Raw genomic sequence first — 17,775 nt, 5'->3', positions numbered from 1 at the left:
GTCTCTCTTATGCGCCCTTGCCCGGTGCAGGCAAGCCGGATTGCCCATTCCGCTACAGAAAGCTGCGCCCCGGGCCGCTGCTGGCCACGCCCAGATGCTGCGCAACCGAGACACCGACATCGGCAAAGGCCCGCGCGCCCAGCGATCCGGCGCCCGGTGCCTGACCCGGTGTCTGGCCCGGCGCGGCCACCAGAACCGGCACCTGTTCACGGGTGTGGTCGGTCCCCGGCCAGCTGGGATCATTGCCATGATCTGCGGTCAGCACCAGAATATCCCCGACCCGCAACCGTGGCAGGATCTTTCCGATTTCATGGTCGAACCATTCCAGTGCCCGGGCATAGCCCGAAATATCGCGCCGATGACCGTAAAGACTGTCGAACTCCACAAAGTTGGCAAAGGTCAGGCTGCCTTCCTCTGCCGTCTCCACCGCCTCGGCCAGATGCTGCATCAATTCGGCGTCGGGGCCTTTCTTCAGGGTGTCGATGCCGCTCATAGTGAAGATGTCGCCGATCTTGCCGATGGCGTGGACCTTCTGCCCGGCGTCCTGCACCCAGTTGGTCAGCAGCTTGGCCGGGGGCGTGATCGCAAAATCCCTCCGGTTGGTGGTGCGGGTAAATCCACTCTCTGGCGTGCCTACAAACGGGCGCGCGATCACCCGGCCCACCTTCATCGCATGCAGGCGCGGCGCCACCGCTTGGCACAGGTCCAGAAGACGATTGAGGCCAAAGCTCTCTTCATGCGCAGCGATCTGAAAGACACTGTCGGCAGAGGTATAGCAGATCGGGGCACCGGTCTTCATATGCTCGGCCCCGTAACGGGCAATGATATCGGTGCCCGAGGCGTGACAATCGCCCAAGATCCCCGGCGCCCCCGCGGCCTCTGCGACAAAGGCGCTGAGATCTGCCGGAAAGGCAGGTGTCTCGTCTGGAAAGAAATGCCAGTTCCATGGCACCGGAAGGCCTGCCAGCTCCCAATGGCCCGAAGGCGTATCCTTGCCGGGGCTGATTTCAGCGGCGCAGCCCCACAGCCCCTCAGGTTCAGCGGTCAACCCCGGAAACGGCACAGCAGATGCCAGCCGCATGGCCGATCCCAGTCCCAGCCGCTCCAGATTGGGCAGATGCAGCGGGCCACTGCGCCCGTCCTCGGCGCGGCCCTCGGCGCAGGCCTGCGCGATATGGGCGAGCGTATTGGCACCCAAGTCCGGCAGGTCGCCGTTGTAAAAGCGATCCGCATCCGGCGCACCGCCGATTCCAACGGAATCCATCACCACCAGAAAGGCGCGCGCCATCAGATGATCCTTTCGTGAATGAGCGGCGGCAGTTCCGGCGCCGCGTCTGCGATGGTGATCGCCGCCAGAACCTCCTGCGCGGCGCGGTCGGCGGCCTCTTCCCGGGCGGCATGAATGCGCACCAGCGGCGTTCCGCGTGCAACGCGCGCGCCCAGCGGCAACAAATCCGACAGGCCGACAGCAGGATCGACAAGATCGCTTTCGACCATGCGCCCGCCGCCAAGGCCGACCACGCAAAGGCCCAGCGCCTCACCGTCGATGGCCGAGATATAGCCGGCCTGCGGCGCGGTCACTTCGCGGATGACGCTGGCTTCAGGCAAAACACTCTGCCAGTCGCTGGCAAAGCCCTGCGGCCCGCCCATTGCGGCCACCATGGCTTCGAACCGGGCGGCGGCCCGGCCATCGGTCAATACCGCCGACAGGCGCGCGGCGGCCTCTTCCGGAGTTTTTTCCAGTCCCGCCTGCACCAGCAGCACCGCCCCAAGTGCGATGCTGATCTCAGCCAGCGGCCCGGTGGCATCGCCGGTCAGCACGCGCATCACCTCAGCCACCTCTAGCGCATTGCCCAGAGCGGGCGCCAAGGGCTGGTTCATATCAGTGATCAGCGCCGAGGTCGGGCAGCCTGCCGCATTGGCGGTGTCCACCAGCGAACGCGCCAGCGCGCGGGCCTCCTCGTCAGATTTCATGAAGGCGCCCGAACCTGTCTTTACGTCCAACACCAGCGCATCGGGGCTGGCGGCCAGTTTCTTGGACAGGATCGAGGCGGTGATCAGATCCAGGCTTTCGACCGTGGCCGTCACATCGCGGATCGCATAGAGCCGTTTATCTGCGGGGGCGATCTGCGCGGTTGCCCCGACGATGGCACAGCCGACATCGCGCATCAGACCGTCCAGTCGATCCTCGGACACTGAGGTGGTAACGCCGGGGATGGCCTCCATCTTGTCCAGTGTCCCGCCGGTATGGCCCAGGCCCCGCCCCGAGATCATCGGCACATAGGCACCGCATTCCGCCAGCGCGGGCGCCAGCAACAGCGATACGCAGTCGCCGACACCGCCAGTGGAATGCTTATCCAGCACTGGCCCATCCAGATCCCAGCTCAGCACATCACCGCTGTCGCGCATGGCAAGCGTCAGCGCGCGGCGGCCATCCGTGCTCAGCCCCTGCAGACAGACCGCCATGGCAAAGGCCCCGGCCTGGGCATCGCTGACCGTACCATCGGCAAGCCCTTGGGCAAACCAGCGCAGATCGGCGTCACCCGGGGTCTCTCCCCGGCGCAGGGCAGCATTGATCGCACGGGCATCCATAGGGGATCAGGCCCCGGCCATATGGTCGGCACCAAAGGCACCGGGCAACAGATCGGCAATGGTGGCGTGCCGCTCGGCCCCTGCGGTGGTGCCCATGGTCACAGACACTTCTCCGCTGCCGAATTCAGCCAGTTTCTGACGGCATCCGCCGCAGGGCGGCACCGGGTCGGGACTGTCGGCGATCACATAGACCTCTGCCAGCTGCGTCTCGCCCGCTGCCACCATGGCGGCAATCGCCCCGGCCTCGGCGCAGGTGCCTTCGGGATAGGCGACATTCTCTACGTTGCAGCCCACGTAGACCGTGCCCGAGGCCGCGCGAATGGCGGCCCCGACCTTGAAGTTGGAATAGGGCGCGTGCGCGTTCTCACGCACGGCAATGGCTGCTTCCTTCAGTCTCATGCTTCCTCCAGCTTTGTGTTGAAGGTACCCGGCAGGCTGACCTCAAGCAATTCCAGATCCGCAGAGCCATCGCTGAGCCGCGTTTTCATGCCGGGCGGAATGACGAAGGCATCGCCTGCTTCCAGCTCATAAGGATCACGCCCTTCCCCGTGCAGGGTTACGCTGCCCTCCATCACGAAGGTAAAGAGGATGTCGGTGTCGTGGCTGGCCCAAAGGCTGTTGCCCGCCTCTGCGCCCTCCGCGCGGCGTACCACCTGCACCGAGGCGACGCCCTTGGTGTTGTCGTTGATGGTCGTGTCGCGGCAGACAAAACCCGGCAGACGGAAAGGAACCCAGTCGGCGCCCGCCGCCTGATTGTAGACAAACCGCTGGCCCTGCCATTCGCGATCAGGGCGGTAATGCGGGGTCGGCAGGGTCATCTCGTGGTCGATCTCGGTCACATGTTCCGCCGGAACGCCGATCTCGATCACCTGCACGTTGTCGCTTGCCTCCAGCACGCGGTGACGGATTTCAGGCGGCTGGATAAAACAATCGCCCGCCGTCAGGCGCATCTTCTCGCCCTGATCCTCATAGACCACATCGACCCAGCCGTGGATGCAGAAAATCAGCTGAAAGCCGACCCGGTGGAAATGCACCATATCCGGCACTGGCCCGCCATCGGGGATGCGGATGTGGCTGGCGATGATCGAGCCGCCCAAGCGGTCCGGCACCAGATCACGGTAATGCATGCCCGCGCGCCCGATGATCCAGGGCGCCTGATCCTTCAGCCTGCGCACCACGAAGGAATGCACCGTGTCCGGCATCACAATTGGTTGATGACGCTCTTCGATTTCGATTTTGGTGCCGTTCGGGGCGGTCAGACTACGCGCCCCGCCCGCGAATCCCTCGGGGTCTTCGGTCAGAATGCGCAGGGTTCCGGGGCTCTCGGGGGCCCCCCGTTCGATACGCAGCCGCAGGCCATGCCCCGAGAAGACACCGATGCGCGGATCGTCCGCCGGATAGATCATATCCAGCTTCATTCCCAAGGTTTTAGTATAAAACGGAATATCGTCGCGTAGCTCCTGCGTGGGCAGGCGCATTTCTGCGATGGTCTCGGCCATCTCTCTTCTCCCTCAGACGGTCTGGTGCGGTTCTGCCCGGCAGAGTGATCCGATTGGATAAAATATGCAAGGATCCGCCCGCCGCCAAGACCGCCCCGAAAACCCTGTTCCCCTCCGGCGCAATATAGTTTAACGCTAAACTATCAGTTTTGGAGGGCCCCATGTCCGATACCCCGAACCTGCGCGACGCCGCGCTGCGCTATCACGAATTCCCCCGCCCCGGTAAGCTGGAGATCCGTGCGACCAAACCGATGGCCAATGGCCGCGATCTGGCGCGGGCCTACTCCCCCGGCGTCGCCGAGGCCTGCCTTGAGATCAAAGCAGAGGCAGGCACCGCCGCGCGCTATACCTCGCGCGGCAACCTGGTGGCGGTTGTCACCAACGGCACCGCGGTTCTGGGGCTGGGCAATATCGGCCCGCTCGCCTCGAAACCGGTGATGGAAGGCAAGGCGGTCCTGTTCAAGAATTTCGCCGGCATCGACTGTTTCGACCTGGAGCTGAACGAAAGCAATCCGGAGAAGCTGGCCGATCTGGTCTGCGCGCTGGAACCGACATTCGGCGCCATCAACCTGGAAGACATCAAGGCGCCCGATTGCTTCATCATCGAGAAGATCTGCCGCGAGCGGATGGGCATTCCGGTGTTCCACGACGACCAGCACGGCACCGCCATCGTGGTGGGGGCGGCAGCCCGCAACGCTCTGCATGTGGCAAAGAAATCCTTCGAGGACATCAAGGTCGTCTCGACCGGCGGCGGCGCAGCGGGCATTGCCTGCCTCAACATGCTGATGAAACTGGGCGTCAAACGGGAAAACATCTGGCTCTGTGACCTTCATGGTCTGGTCTACGAAGGCCGCACCGAAGACATGAACCCGATGAAAGCCGCCTTTGCCCAGAAAACCGATCTGCGCACACTGGAGGATGTGATCGACGGCGCCGATCTGTTCCTCGGCCTCTCCGGTCCCAATGTTCTGAAACCGGATCACGTCGCCCAGATGGCCAAGCGACCGATTATCTTTGCCCTTGCCAACCCGACGCCGGAAATCATGCCCGATGAGGCCCGCAAAGTGGCGCCCGATGCCATCATCGCCACCGGGCGCAGCGATTTCCCCAATCAGGTCAACAACGTCCTGTGTTTCCCGTTCATCTTCCGCGGCGCGCTGGACGTCGGCGCGACCGAGATCAACGACGAAATGCAGATCGCCTGCGTCGAAGGCATCGCGGAACTGGCGCGCCGGACCACCTCGGCCGAGGCGGCGGCGGCCTATCAGGGCGAACAGCTGACATTCGGCGCCGACTACCTGATCCCGAAACCCTTTGATCCGCGCCTTGTGGGGGTTGTCTCCTCTGCCGTGGCCAGCGCCGCCATGAAAAGCGGCGTTGCCACCCGCCCGATCGCGGATCTGACCGCCTATCGCGCCCAACTGAACCAGACCGTGTTCAAATCGGCGCTGTTGATGAAACCGGTGTTCGAAGCCGCCCGCGCCGCCGCCCGCCGCATCGTCTTTGCCGAGGGCGAGGATGAACGGGTGCTGCGCGCCGCGCAGGAGGTGCTGGAAGAGACCACCGAAACCCCGATCCTGATCGGCCGCCCCGATGTGATCGAGGCACGCTGCGAGAAGATGGGCCTGCGCATCCGACCCGGCAGCGATTTCCAGATCGTCAACCCGGAGAACGATCCGCGCTATTACGATTACTGGAACAGCTATCACAAGCTGATGCAGCGCAAGGGCGTGACCCCGGATCTGGCCAAGGCGATCATGCGCACCAATACCACGGCCATCGGCGCCATCATGGTGCACCGCGGCGAGGCGGACAGCCTGATCTGCGGCACCTTTGGCGAATACCGCTGGCACCTTAACTATGTGACCCAGGTTCTGGGCGGCGGCACCTATGCACCGCATGGCGCGCTGTCGATGATGATCCTTGAGGACGGCCCGCTGTTCATCGCCGACACCCAGGTGCGGATCGAACCCACCCCCGAGCAGATCGCCCAGACCGTGATGGGCGCAGCGCGCCACGTACGCCGCTTTGGTCTCGAGCCCAAAATTGCCCTGTGCTCGCAATCTCAGTTCGGCAATATCGATTGCGACACCGGTGCCCGGCTGCGCGACGCCATAGACATTCTGGACGATAAGCCACGCGATTTCATCTACGAAGGCGAAATGAACATCGACACCGCGTTGGATCCTGAGTTGCGCGGGCGGATCTTCCCCAATTCCCGGCTGGAAGGCGCGGCCAATGTGCTGGTCTTTGCCCATGCGGATGCTGCCAGTGGCGTGCGCAACATCCTGAAAATGCGCTCGGACGGGCTGGAGGTCGGCCCCATCCTGATGGGCATGGGCAACCGCGCCCATATCGTCAGCCCGTCGATCACCGCACGGGGGCTTTTGAACATGGCGGCAATTGCGGGTACGCCCGTCGCCCACTACGGCTGATAGCGACCAATTTAGCGCGCTTGCGCGCCGCCCCCCCGGTGAGCGGCGCGCCAGTGCCGTCACGTCAGATGCGGAGCCTGCGCTCTGCCCCGCATATGAATTGCTGAATATAAACACAAAAGTAACCCCCGACACTTAGCAAGACATTGGTATGGCCCGTGCCAAGCGGTATTGACGCGGGCTGGTCACAGGAGGCGGTTCAGGACGTAACAGGTCCGGAATTGTCCGGCGCAAGGCAGGGTCTGCCAAGGCGCAGTGCGAAGGTTGGACGAGGTGACGGAACAGTTTCCGCAACATAGCCCAGAAGGAGACGGTGGAGCCGCCGGAGCCGAAAGGGACTGTCAAGCGCAGGAACAGCGGATCGGGCTGAGCCTCCTTAAGCACGCCTATCGCAACCATCTGTCCAATCTCTTCGTGAACGTCGCCTGCGTCCTGGGCGTCTACGCCCAGTTCCAGTACACGGGGCAAGGCAGCACCTTGGTCGATACTCTGACCGCCTGTCTGCTGACGCTGTCCATTGGCCGGACGATCCTGGCAGCGCGGGACGAAAGGCACCTGTCGCAGGAAACCGATCCTGACTCATCTCTGGCAGTCGGTGCCAGTCGGCGTTATTTCCTCGGCACATTTCTTGGCAGTCTGATCTGGGGGGGCCTGCTGCATGCTGCCCTGCAAAGCGGCAATCAGGACCTGAAGTATTTCACCGTCATCGTGGTCTCTGCCATGGCCTCCGGGGCGACCGGGGTGCTCGCGCCGATGGCAAACACGGGCCGTATCTATATCGCCACCCTGCTGACGCTGATCATCGCTGAACTGTGCCTGCAGCCTGTGCCGGAATTCGCTCTCGCCACTTTGGTTGCCGTCTTCATGGCCGTCATGTTGGTCACACACCAACGCAACTACAATATCCTACGCCATTCGATCCGCCTGCAACTGCGCAATCACGAACTGGTGCAGGACCTGCGCGTCCAGCAGGAAGCCCTGACCGAACTCAATGCAACGCTGGAAGACCGGGTCAAGAAACGCACCCGAGACCTGAAACGGCTGGCCGAACATGACAGCTTGACCCAGCTGTATAATCGCCGTGGCATCATTCAATGGGTGGAGGATCAGCAGCCCAATATCCCTGACGGATATGCCTTTGTGGTGATCTTCATCGATCTGGACCGGTTCAAGCAGATCAACGACGGCATGGGCCATGCCACCGGGGACTGCGCCCTTGCAGAAATCGGCGAACGTCTGGCTGACGCCGCGCCGGAACACGCGGCCTTCTGTCGTTGGGGCGGAGACGAATTCGTAGGATTGGTTGCCGTGCCTGAAGAGCGCTGCATCGACATCGGCTATGAATTCACCGAACAACTGCGCGCCATTATCGAAAAGCCCATCATCTTCTCCAGCCAGGAGGTCACCGTGGGGTTCAGCGCCGGTCTCGCCGTCTCGCGCCCCCGTCCGGTCGCCGTCAGCGAGGCGATCAGATCTGCGGATCTGGCCGCCGGAGAGATCAAGCGGACCGGACGCGGCAACACGCTGCTGTTCTCCAAAGAGCTGGTTGAAGAAAAAGAGCGCCACCTGATCATTGCCCAGCGCCTGAAACACGCGGTGCCTGCCAATGAAATGCACCTGGCCTTTCAACCGCTCGTGCATGCAGATGATTTCTCGTTGCATTCCTACGAGGTTCTGCTGCGCTGGGACAATCCGATCCTTGGCCGTGTCAGCCCGGAAGAGTTTATTCCCATCGCCGAAGACATCGGCGAGATCGTCCGCATCGGCGAATATGTGCTGGATACGGCACTCTCGACCTACACCGAAGAACTTGGACGCGATTCACATGTGAAACTGGCGCTCAATATCTCGCTGCGGCAGCTGGTTGTGCCCGGGTTCGCAGACTTCATTCTGGGTTACCTTGAAAAATACGGCCTGTCCGCCCGGTCGCTGATCCTTGAGGTGACAGAAACGATTTTTGACGCCCGGAATCAAAACCAGATCATCGCGGTTCTAAATTCACTGCACGCCAAGGGCATCGAAGTACACATCGACGATTTCGGCACCGGCTATTCCTCGCTGTCACGCTTGCACGAAATGCCGATTTCGGCGCTTAAGATCGACAAATCCTTTGTTCAGCAGATCGACGATCAACGCTGCGCCATCATCGAAGGCAGCGTCATGATTGCTGAACGGTTCGGTGTGCATACCGTGGCCGAAGGGGTGGAAACCGTTGAACAGGCCCGCCTGCTGCACGCCATCGGCGTCACCTATCTGCAGGGCTACCTCTTTGGTAAACCCAAGCCCCATTTTGCCGAAGTGACAGTGCACTCCGACTTCCTGCTCTGGACCAAGGACAAACAGTCCCGCGCTTCCTAGATCCTGTCGCCCCGGCGGGAAAGTATCACTTCTCGGCCTTCTTTTCCCAGCGTCCACTTTCTTCGGACCAGTATTGCGCCGAACAGCCTGCATCGGTCAGGGTTTTCCACTGCACACGGGCATGCTGCACCGCCTCGGGGTCGGTACCATCAAACAGGATACAAACGCGCTCCAGCGCCTGCACCTCTTCTGGTGAAACCGCTGCCCCATCCACCGCCATGACGCAGCTGGGCGTGTTTGCCGCCTCGGCTTCGGTGGTCAGCAGGATAGGCTGCAACGCATCATGCGGACCGCCCGCCAGCCCGTGCGGCAGGAAGGCGTCATCGCCCCCCAGCCACAGGCGTTCATCCAGCCAGGCCATGCGATCCGGGCTTTGGCCCCGCACAGCAATACGCCAGCCTGCGCCGCGCGCCTTATCCAGCAGCACCGGCAACGTATCCTGCAGTGGCCTGCGCGTCAGATGATAGAAATAGGCGGCCCCCATGGCTGTGTCATTCGGCCTCAAACCGATCCTGCACCAGCCGGTTCAGCGCCATGACGCCCCAGCCCGTCGCCCCTTTGGGTGCATAGGCGGTTTCGGTCTTAACCGAGGCGACGCCCGCGATATCCAGATGGATCCACGGCATGCCGTCCTGAATGAACCGTTGCAGGAACTGAGCGGCGGTGATCGAACCTGCAGGACGGCCGCCGACGTTTTTCATATCGGCAATGCGCGATTTCAGCTGATCATCATAGGCTTGCCCCAGAGGCAGACGCCATGCGCCTTCATCCTCGGCTGCGGCGGATTTCAGGAAACCGTTGCACAGACTGTCATCATTGGAGAAGACGCCAGCGTTTTCGTGGCCAAGACCGATGATGATCGCACCCGTCAGGGTGGCCAGATCGATCACGCCCGCCGGTTTGAACCGCTCCTGCGCGTACCAGAGCACGTCGCACAGAACCAGACGACCTTCGGCATCGGTATTGATGACCTCAACCGTATCGCCCTTCATCGTCTTCACCACATCGCCGGGCCGGGTGGCGTTGCCCGATGGCATGTTCTCGACCAGACCAACCAGACCCACCACATTGGCCTTTGCCTTGCGCAGGGCCAGCGCCTTCATGGTACCGGTGACAACCCCGGCGCCGCCCATATCCATGGTCATGTCTTCCATGCCTGCAGCCGGTTTCAGCGAGATACCACCAGTGTCAAACACAACCCCCTTGCCCACCAGCGCCAGCGGCGCGGCATCGCTCGGGCCGCCCTTCCATTGCATGACGGCGACCTTGGACGGGCTGTCCGATCCCTGCCCCACCGACAGAAGGCAATGCATGCCCAGCTCTGCAAGCGCTGCCTCGTCGAGGATCTCGACCTCAAGACCGATATCGGAAAGCTCTTCGATCCGGCGCGCGAACTCGGTGGTGGTCAGCACGTTCGCCGGCTCGTTGATTAGATCGCGGGTCATATGCACGCCTTCAGCCACCGCCAGGAGCGGAGCGAAAGCCGTCGCCATCTCTTCCGGTGATTTATGCGCGATCACCACTTCCCCCTTCGGTGCCTCATCGGCAGTGGTCTTGTGCTGATCAAACTCATAGGCCCGCAGCGCCAGCCCCAACGCAAGATCTGCCGCCCGAGGCATCGGCCCCGCCATCACGGTAAGCGCCTTGCCGCCTGCGCGTTTTGCCAGTTCAGCGCCGGCCTTTCGGGCCTCGGTCTGGCTGGCGCGTTTGGGCAGCACCAGTACATGCAGTGCCTCAGCGGCCAAACCCGCAGGCCAGGCCATGGTGATCACCGAGCCGGTTTTTGCCTTCTTGAACCCTTCCGATTCGATCAGCCGGGCTATGCCACCCTTGCCCAGACGGTTGGCGGTACGCGCCGCCTGATCCATTGTCCCCTCCGGCGTCACCAGAACCGCGACATGGCCAGTCATTTCGGCCAGGGTCTTGGGATCATAGTCATCAAAACGGATCGGGGTCAGAGTGCTCATCGCATGGGCTCCTGTCGGTCTTTTACATGGTTTTGCAACAGCTACCCTGTGCTTGACGGCTTGACCAGCCCTGCGGATTGCACGCCGCGCCCGGCTTTGATCATTGCCTGTCGGCTGTGCAGATTGCAGTTTTCCCCGCCGGACAAATCCTTTAAGCTGCGGCGCAATCACAACCGCAAGATCTGGGGGGATCAGGTGTCACGCTACGACAGATATGTGCTGTCGCAATACCTGCTGTTCTTCGGCTTCTTTGCGCTCATCCTTGTAGCTGTGTTCTGGGTGAACCGGGCCGTGGTGCTGTTCGACCGGCTGATCGGAGACGGGCAGTCAGCGCTGGTCTTCCTGGAATTCACCGCCCTGACGCTGCCGAATCTGATCCGCATGGTGCTGCCAGTCGCCGCCTTTGCCGCCTCGGTCTGGGTGACCAACCGGCTGCACAATGAAAGCGAGCTGACGGTGCTGCGCGCGACGGGAACCAGCCCTTGGCAAATGGCCCGCCCGGCGCTGGCTTTTGGCATCATTACCGCGCTGATGATGTCAGTGCTGACGCATTTCCTGTTGCCGTCCTCGATCAACCAGCTTGCGCTGCGCGAACGGGAGGTGTCACGCAATGTCACAGCCCGCCTGCTGACCGAAGGTAAATTCCTGCACCCAGCCAAGGGCGTCACCTTCTACATCCGGCAAATCGACCCTGACGGCACTCTCAACGACGTGTTCCTTTCGGACCGGCGCGATCCGGAGCAATCGGTCACCTACACAGGCGCCCGCGCCTTTCTCGTGCGCGATGGCGACAAGGCCCACCTGATCATGGTGGATGGCATGGCGCAGCGGCTGGATCACAAGCCCCAGACGATGTCGACCACCGTCTTTTCTGACTTTTCCTATGATATCAGCTCTCTGACTCAAAAGATTGGTCAAACGACCCGCAATATCCGCGCCATTTCCAGCCTTGAGCTTCTGACCGCAAAAGAGACGATCACCGACAGCGAAGGCTATTCGCAGGGCGCCCTCACTGAAGAACTGCATCTGCGGTTTGCCCGGGCCCTGGTCTGCGTCACGGTCGCCCTGATTGGGTTTTCCGCGCTGATGTTGGGAACATTTTCGCGCTTTGGGGTCTGGCGGCAGGCGCTGATAGCCTTTGCGCTGCTGATCGGGGTCGAGGGCCTGCGCGGTATCGTCTCGGAACCCGTTCTGAAGAACCCCGATCTTTGGCCGCTGATTTATCTCCCCGCACTGAGCGGCCTTGCCATTGCGCTGCTGTTTCTGCATCTGGCCAGCCACCCTAGCCTGCTGCGCAGGCGGCGGCGGGCTGAACCGGGAGAGCAGCTGGCGTGAAACTCGATCTCTATTATGCACGCAGATTTGCGCAGTGGTTCCTCGTTATCGCTGGCGTCCTAATGACGTTGGTGGTGCTGATCGACCTCAACGAGCAGATCCGCCGGTTTGACAGCCTCGACCTCGGCGCCGGTAAGTTGATCGGTCTGACACTGTTGAACGCCCCCGCCGCCTTTGACGAATTCCTGCCGCTGATCATGATCCTCAGCACCATCGTGCTGTTCGTTGGGCTCGCGCGCAGCAGTGAGCTGGTGGTGACCAGAGCCATCGGTCGCTCTGGCATTCGGGCGCTGGCCGCGCCGGTTCTGGTAGCCGCGCTGATCGGCATTCTGGCCCTCAGCACCCTGAACCCCATCGTCGCGGCGACGACCAACCGTTTCAAAACCCTTTCGGAAACCTATCGCAACGGCGGCCCCTCGGCGCTGTCGCTGTCCGGCGAGGGGCTGTGGCTACGTCAGGGTAGCCCGCAGGGGCAATCGGTGATTCACGCGTCGGGCTACGCGGGCGAGCAGCAAGACTCCAGCCTGGGAAACGGCGATGCCGACAGTATCAAACTGTTCGACATCACCATTCTCGACTACGCCCCCGGCGGCACACCAATCCGTCAGATCGTCGCCGAAAGCGCCCGGCTGCAGGGCGGCGACTGGCTGCTGACCAAGGCCAAGGTCTGGCCATTGGCCGCTGGATTGAATCCCGAAACCAGCTCGGCTGAGCACGAAGTGTTACTGGTGCCGACCACACTGACCACCGACCGGATCCGCGACACGCTTGGCACCGCTGACGGGATCTCGGTTTATGACCTACCCGCCACCATCCGCGATCTGGATGAAGCCGGGTTCTCCACCAAACGCTACGAGGTTTGGTATCAGGCCGAACTGGCCCGGCCGCTGTTCCTGGTGGCCATGGTGCTGGTAGGTGCGGCCTTTACCATGCGCCATGCCCGCTTTGGCGGCACAGGTCTGGCGGTACTCACTGCCGTCTTGCTGGGCTTTGGCCTTCACTTCATACGAAACTTTGCGCAGGTTCTTGGCGAGAACGGCCAGATCCCGGTGGCCTTGGCCGCCTGGGCTCCACCGGTCGCCGCGATTCTGCTGACTATGGGCCTGCTTTTGCATGCCGAGGACGGTTAATATGCGCCGCACCCTTTTGCTTTCCGTGCTGCTGCCGTGGCTGGGCCTGACCGTCCCCGTGCAAGCGCAGGACACCAATGCCGCTGACGCGCCGCGACAGCCTGCAATGCTGGTTGCAGACCGGGTATTCATCGCCCCAGACCGGACGCTGGTTGCCAGCGGCCATGTCGAGGCCTTTCAGGGTGACGTCCGCCTCAAGGCACAAAAGATCACCTATGACCAAAGCAGCGGCACGCTGGAAATCGAGGGGCCGATCCGGATTGACCAGGGCGGCGAGATCGTCATTCTTGCCAATGCTGCCGAAATGGACCGGGACCTGCGGAATGGTCTTCTGAGCAGTGCGCGCATGGTGTTCCAACAGCAATTGCAGCTGGCCTCGCTGCAAATGACGCGAGTCAGCGGGCGCTATACGCAACTGTACAAGACCGCCGTCACTTCGTGTCACGTCTGCGAGGACGGAAGCCCGCCGCTCTGGCAGATCCGGGCTGAACGCGTGACCCATGACCAGCTCGAACGCCAGCTTTATTTCGAGAACGCCCAGCTGAGGGTTCTGGATGTGCCGGTGTTCTATTTCCCAGGAATCCGCCTGCCCGATCCGACGCTGAAGCGAGCCACCGGTTTCCTGATCCCCTCTTTGCGCACAACCTCGAACCTCGGCTCCGGGGTCAAAGTGCCGTATTTCTTCCGGCTTGGTGACCACCGGGACCTGACGCTGTCGCCCTATGTCTCGCGCAAGACCCGCACGCTGGAGGCACGCTACAGGCAGGCGTTCCGTACCGGCACGATTACATTCGAGGGCGCCCATACCCGCGATGACCTGCAACCCGGCGACAGTCGCGGCTATTTCTTCGGGACCGGCAGTTTCGATCTGCCCCATGATGTCCGCCTGGGGTTCGATGTAAAAACCGTCTCGGACGACGCCTATCTTGCCGACTACGGCCTCGACGATCTTGACCGGCTCCGCTCGGATCTGACGCTAACCAAGGCGCAACGTGACATGATGTTTAGGGCTGGTCTTTATCACTACAAGACGCTGCGCGACAGCGAACAGCAGGAGTTCATCCCCTCGGCCGTCGCCGATCTCACCTTCCAGCGCCGCTATTTCCCGCAGAATATCGGTGGCGAAATGCGCCTGACGCTGGAGGCCCATGGCCACCGTCGACAGTCGGATCAGACCAGTACCGGCGCCTTGCCGCTGGGCCGGGACATTGCCCGTGTGACCGCCGATATCGACTGGCGCCGTCAATGGCATTTCGCGAGCGGCCTGGTGGCCGAGTGGCAGGCCGGCGCTGCGACAGATGCGTTTTCGATCTACAACGACGCCAAGTTTGACAACACCGCAACCCGGCTGACGCCGCGCAGCGCCCTGACCCTGCGCCTGCCGATGAGCAAGGTCAGCGCCACCGGCAACCGCAGCTATCTGGAGCCCATCGTCCAGCTGGGCTGGAGCGATGTCACCGGCGATGCGGTGCCCGGCGACGAAAGCGGCTTTGTCGAATTCGATCAAGGCAATCTTCTGGCCCTGTCTCGCTTCCCCGCTGTCGATGCGCGCGAAGACGGGCTGACCCTGGTCTACGGGGTCAACTGGGCGCATTACGCGGTCAATGGATGGCAAGCCTTTGCCACCGTCGGACAAATCTTTCGGCAGGATGCGGACACCCGCTTCACCAAGAGCTCGGGCCTCGGCGGCACCACCTCAGATATCCTGATGGCAGGGCAGCTGAAGCTGAGCCAGGATCTGTCGCTAACCACGCGCGGCCTGCTGAACGGGTCGCTGAACTTTTCCAAGGCGGAATTCCGCGGCGATTGGCGCCACGAAAAGGGGTCGTTGTCAGGCACCTACCTCTGGCTTGGCACCGACCCGGCCGAAGGGCGCAGCGAAGAGACCTCGGAAATGTGGTTCGACGGCTCCTACGAGATTTCACCGGCCTGGCGCGCCAGCGCCAACCTGCGCTATGACATCTCTGATGCACAGGCCACGCGGGCTGGTATCGGCCTTGCCTACAGCAATGAATGCGTCACCGTCGACGTTTCGCTCAACCGGCGTTATACATCTACAACAAGTGTTGAGCCTTCGACCGATTTTGGGTTTACCATCGCGTTGAACGGGTTCTCCGTGAACAGCGGCAACAAAAAGTACAGGCGATCATGCAGCAATACCTGACCCTCCGGACTCCGGCCTCCCTGATCCATCGCGGCCTGCGGTTTGCGGCCAAGTCGGCCACGGCCCTGACGCTCTGCGCCGTTCTTCTGACGCCGGTGCCTGGCGCCGCGCAGGGGTTGTTCTCGCCTGCCATCACGGTCGATGACTCGGTCATTACATATTACGAACTCGAACAGCGCGCCCGTTTCATGGGGGTGCTGCGGGTTCCGGGCGACCTGATGAAGGCGGCCCGCAAGGAGCTGATCAATGACCGCCTGAAACTGGCGGCCATGGCTGAGGCTGGCATTGAGCCCAGCGAAGAAGAGATCACCGCAGGCATGACTGAACTGGCCGGGCGCGCCAACCTGTCGCTGAACGAATTCCTGTCGGCGCTGCAGGAAAGCGGCGTCGATCCGGAAACCGTGCGCGATTTCTCCCGCGTCGGGCTGGGCTGGCGTGATCTGGTCGGTGCCCGCTTCTTGTCACGCGCCCGCCCGACCGAGGCAGAGATCGACCGCGCCATGGGTCAGGCTGGCTCCGGCAGCGTTCAGGTTCTTCTGTCCGAGCTGATCCTGCCGATCAACGAACAAAACGCCGCACAGGTCGAGGATCTGGCGCGTCAGGTCTCGCAATTGCGCAGCTATGATTCCTTTTCCGCCGCCGCCAGCCAGTATTCCGCTGCCCAAAGCCGCGAACGTGGTGGCCAGCTGAACTGGATGCCGATCACCAAACTGCCGCCCCAGCTGCAAGAGGTCGTGCTGGCCCTCAGCCCCGGCGAGGTGACCGACCCGCTGCCGTTGCAAGGCGCGGTTGCCCTGTTCCAGATGCGCGATCTGCGCGAGGTCACAGGACGTGCGCAACGCTATGCCGCGATCGATTACGCCGCCTATTACCTGCCCGGAGGGCGCAGTGCCGAGACATTGGCCAAGGCGCAAAGCATCATCTCCCAGACAGATACCTGCGACGATCTTTATGGGGTGGCAAAGGGTCAGGATCCTTCGGTTCTGGATCGTGTCAGCCTGCCCCCGGCAGAGATTGACCGCGACATCGCGATCGAGCTTGCGAAACTCGATCCCGGCGAAACCTCGACCGCAGTGACGCGCAACAACGGCAACACCTTGGTTCTGCTGCGCTTGTGCGGACGCACCGCCGAACTCGGCGAAGGTGAAAGCCGCGAAACCGTCGCCAATGCCCTGACCGCGCAGCGGGTTGATTCCCTGTCCGAAAGCTATCTGGAACAGCTGCGCGCCGACGCCCAGATCAAAGAAAAATGACCCATACGCGCCCCGTCGCGATCAGCTGCGGCGAACCGGCCGGTATCGGCCCTGAAATCGCGGCCAAGGCCTGGGCTGAGCTGCGGACCAGCTGTCCTATGCTGTGGCTCGGCGATCCGCGCCACCTTCCTGCAGGCACGCCTTATCAGGAGGTTGCGCAGCCGCAGGATGCCGCAGCGATCTGCCCGCAGGCGCTGCCGGTGCTGAAGGTGCCCTTCGCCGGGGACGCCAATACCGGAACACCGGACCCACGCAATGCATCCGGTGTGATCGCCGCAATCGAAACCGCCATATCGCTGGTGCGCGCAGGCGAGGCCTCGGCCGTCTGCACCGCCCCCATTCACAAGAAGGCGCTGATCGACGGCGCGAGCTTTGCCTATCCCGGCCACACCGAATTCCTGGCCCATTTGGTAGGGCGCGACAGGGTGGTGATGATGCTCGCCAGCGACCAGCTGAGGGTGGTGCCGACAACCATCCATATTGCCCTCTCTGAGGTCCCCCGCGCCCTGACGCCGGATCTGCTGCGCGAAACCATCGCCATCACCGCCGAGGGCCTGCGGCGTCAGTTCGGCATTTCCAAGCCGCGCATCGCTGTTGCCGGGCTCAACCCGCATGCAGGTGAAGGCGGCGCCATGGGCCGCGAGGAGCTGGAGTGGATCGCGCCGCTGATCGCCGAGCTGCAATCGCCGGACATGACACTGACCGGGCCGCATCCGGCCGATACGATGTTTCATGCGACCGCCCGCGCCCGCTATGATGCGGCGGTCTGCATGTATCACGATCAGGCGCTGATCCCGATCAAGACGCTGGATTTCGACCGCGGCGTCAACGTCACCCTTGGCTTGCCCTTCATCCGCACCTCTCCGGATCATGGCACCGCCTTTGATATCGCAGGGACCGGTCAGGCGAACCCGTCGAGCATGATCGAAGCGTTGAAAATGGCGCAGCGCATGGCCTTGGCGACCTCTGGCTGAGCCTGCTCCCGCCAGCCTTTGCGCCTGCTGCCCCTTGCCTTGACCCGGTATTTCGCCGCATAGGAAGG

At 62.5% G+C, this 17,775-nt stretch carries 13 protein-coding genes; 7 read left to right on the top strand and 6 right to left on the bottom strand.

Annotation, left to right across the window (positions count from 1 at the left end):
* Positions 1-52: 52 nt before the first annotated feature.
* From JL2886_RS18175 to JL2886_RS18160, 4 genes are read right to left on the bottom strand one after another with little or no spacing between them, the layout of a single operon-like run.
* The gene (locus JL2886_RS18175) at positions 53-1,288 is read right to left on the bottom strand and encodes a phosphopentomutase (RefSeq protein WP_065273287.1); all 1,236 of its coding nucleotides are present in this window, start codon (positions 1,286-1,288) and stop codon (positions 53-55) included.
* Entirely contained in the window at positions 1,288-2,592 is a 1,305-nt protein-coding gene (locus JL2886_RS18170; protein WP_065273286.1) for a thymidine phosphorylase, read from the bottom strand. The genes JL2886_RS18175 and JL2886_RS18170 overlap by 1 nt, the downstream gene beginning before the upstream one ends.
* Before the next feature lie 6 nt (positions 2,593-2,598).
* Positions 2,599-2,991: a cytidine deaminase gene (locus JL2886_RS18165; protein WP_065273285.1), complete on the bottom strand. Its 393-nt coding sequence runs from the start codon at positions 2,989-2,991 to the stop codon at positions 2,599-2,601.
* Positions 2,988-4,091 (bottom strand): cupin domain-containing protein, encoded by a 1,104-nt coding sequence (locus JL2886_RS18160; RefSeq protein ID WP_065273284.1) that lies wholly within the window; start codon positions 4,089-4,091, stop codon positions 2,988-2,990. The genes JL2886_RS18165 and JL2886_RS18160 overlap by 4 nt, the downstream gene beginning before the upstream one ends.
* A 161-nt stretch (positions 4,092-4,252) precedes the next feature.
* On the opposite strand from JL2886_RS18160, the gene JL2886_RS18155 reads away from it, so the two are divergent.
* Positions 4,253-6,526: an NADP-dependent malic enzyme gene (locus JL2886_RS18155; RefSeq protein WP_065273283.1), complete on the top strand. Its 2,274-nt coding sequence runs from the start codon at positions 4,253-4,255 to the stop codon at positions 6,524-6,526.
* Positions 6,527-6,799: 273 nt separating this feature from the next.
* The gene (locus JL2886_RS18150; RefSeq protein ID WP_133245345.1) at positions 6,800-8,884 is read left to right on the top strand and encodes a putative bifunctional diguanylate cyclase/phosphodiesterase; all 2,085 of its coding nucleotides are present in this window, start codon (positions 6,800-6,802) and stop codon (positions 8,882-8,884) included.
* Between the two features lie 25 nt (positions 8,885-8,909).
* Here the strand turns inward: JL2886_RS18150 and JL2886_RS18145 are convergent, their stop codons facing one another.
* Together JL2886_RS18145 and JL2886_RS18140 are read right to left on the bottom strand one after the other, a co-directional pair.
* Positions 8,910-9,368, bottom strand: a complete 459-nt coding sequence (locus tag JL2886_RS18145; RefSeq protein ID WP_065273281.1) for a DNA polymerase III subunit chi — start codon at positions 9,366-9,368, stop codon at positions 8,910-8,912.
* A 7-nt stretch (positions 9,369-9,375) separates the two neighbouring features.
* Complete coding sequence (locus tag JL2886_RS18140; protein WP_065273280.1) at positions 9,376-10,851, bottom strand: leucyl aminopeptidase; 1,476 nt, start codon at positions 10,849-10,851, stop codon at positions 9,376-9,378.
* A gap of 195 nt (positions 10,852-11,046) precedes the next feature.
* Here JL2886_RS18140 and lptF point away from each other — a divergent pair, with 195 nt between their 5' ends.
* Genes lptF through pdxA form a run of 5 tightly spaced genes read left to right on the top strand, consistent with a single transcriptional unit; the run spans position 11,047 to position 17,707 of the window.
* Positions 11,047-12,186, top strand: a complete 1,140-nt coding sequence (lptF, locus tag JL2886_RS18135; RefSeq protein ID WP_065273811.1) for an LPS export ABC transporter permease LptF — start codon at positions 11,047-11,049, stop codon at positions 12,184-12,186.
* On the top strand, positions 12,183-13,316 hold the full coding sequence (gene lptG / locus JL2886_RS18130; protein ID WP_065273279.1) for an LPS export ABC transporter permease LptG: 1,134 nt from the start codon (positions 12,183-12,185) through the stop codon (positions 13,314-13,316). The genes lptF and lptG overlap by 4 nt, the downstream gene beginning before the upstream one ends.
* Position 13,317: 1 nt before the next feature.
* On the top strand, positions 13,318-15,480 hold the full coding sequence (locus JL2886_RS18125; protein WP_065273278.1) for an LPS-assembly protein LptD: 2,163 nt from the start codon (positions 13,318-13,320) through the stop codon (positions 15,478-15,480).
* Positions 15,465-16,733, top strand: coding sequence for a peptidylprolyl isomerase (locus JL2886_RS18120; protein ID WP_065273277.1), 1,269 nt, complete (start codon positions 15,465-15,467; stop codon positions 16,731-16,733). The genes JL2886_RS18125 and JL2886_RS18120 overlap by 16 nt, the downstream gene beginning before the upstream one ends.
* Positions 16,730-17,707, top strand: a complete 978-nt coding sequence (pdxA, locus tag JL2886_RS18115; RefSeq protein ID WP_065273276.1) for a 4-hydroxythreonine-4-phosphate dehydrogenase PdxA — start codon at positions 16,730-16,732, stop codon at positions 17,705-17,707. Before JL2886_RS18120 ends, pdxA begins: the two co-directional genes overlap by 4 nt.
* Positions 17,708-17,775 lie beyond the last annotated feature (68 nt).

Origin of the sequence: Phaeobacter gallaeciensis (genome assembly GCF_001678945.1) — a bacterium.
In the GTDB taxonomy this organism is placed as follows: Bacteria; Pseudomonadota; Alphaproteobacteria; order Rhodobacterales; family Rhodobacteraceae; genus Phycobacter; species Phycobacter gallaeciensis_A.
The sequence above is the reverse complement of the archived record's forward strand: the minus strand, read 5'-3'. Positions and strand labels throughout refer to the sequence as shown.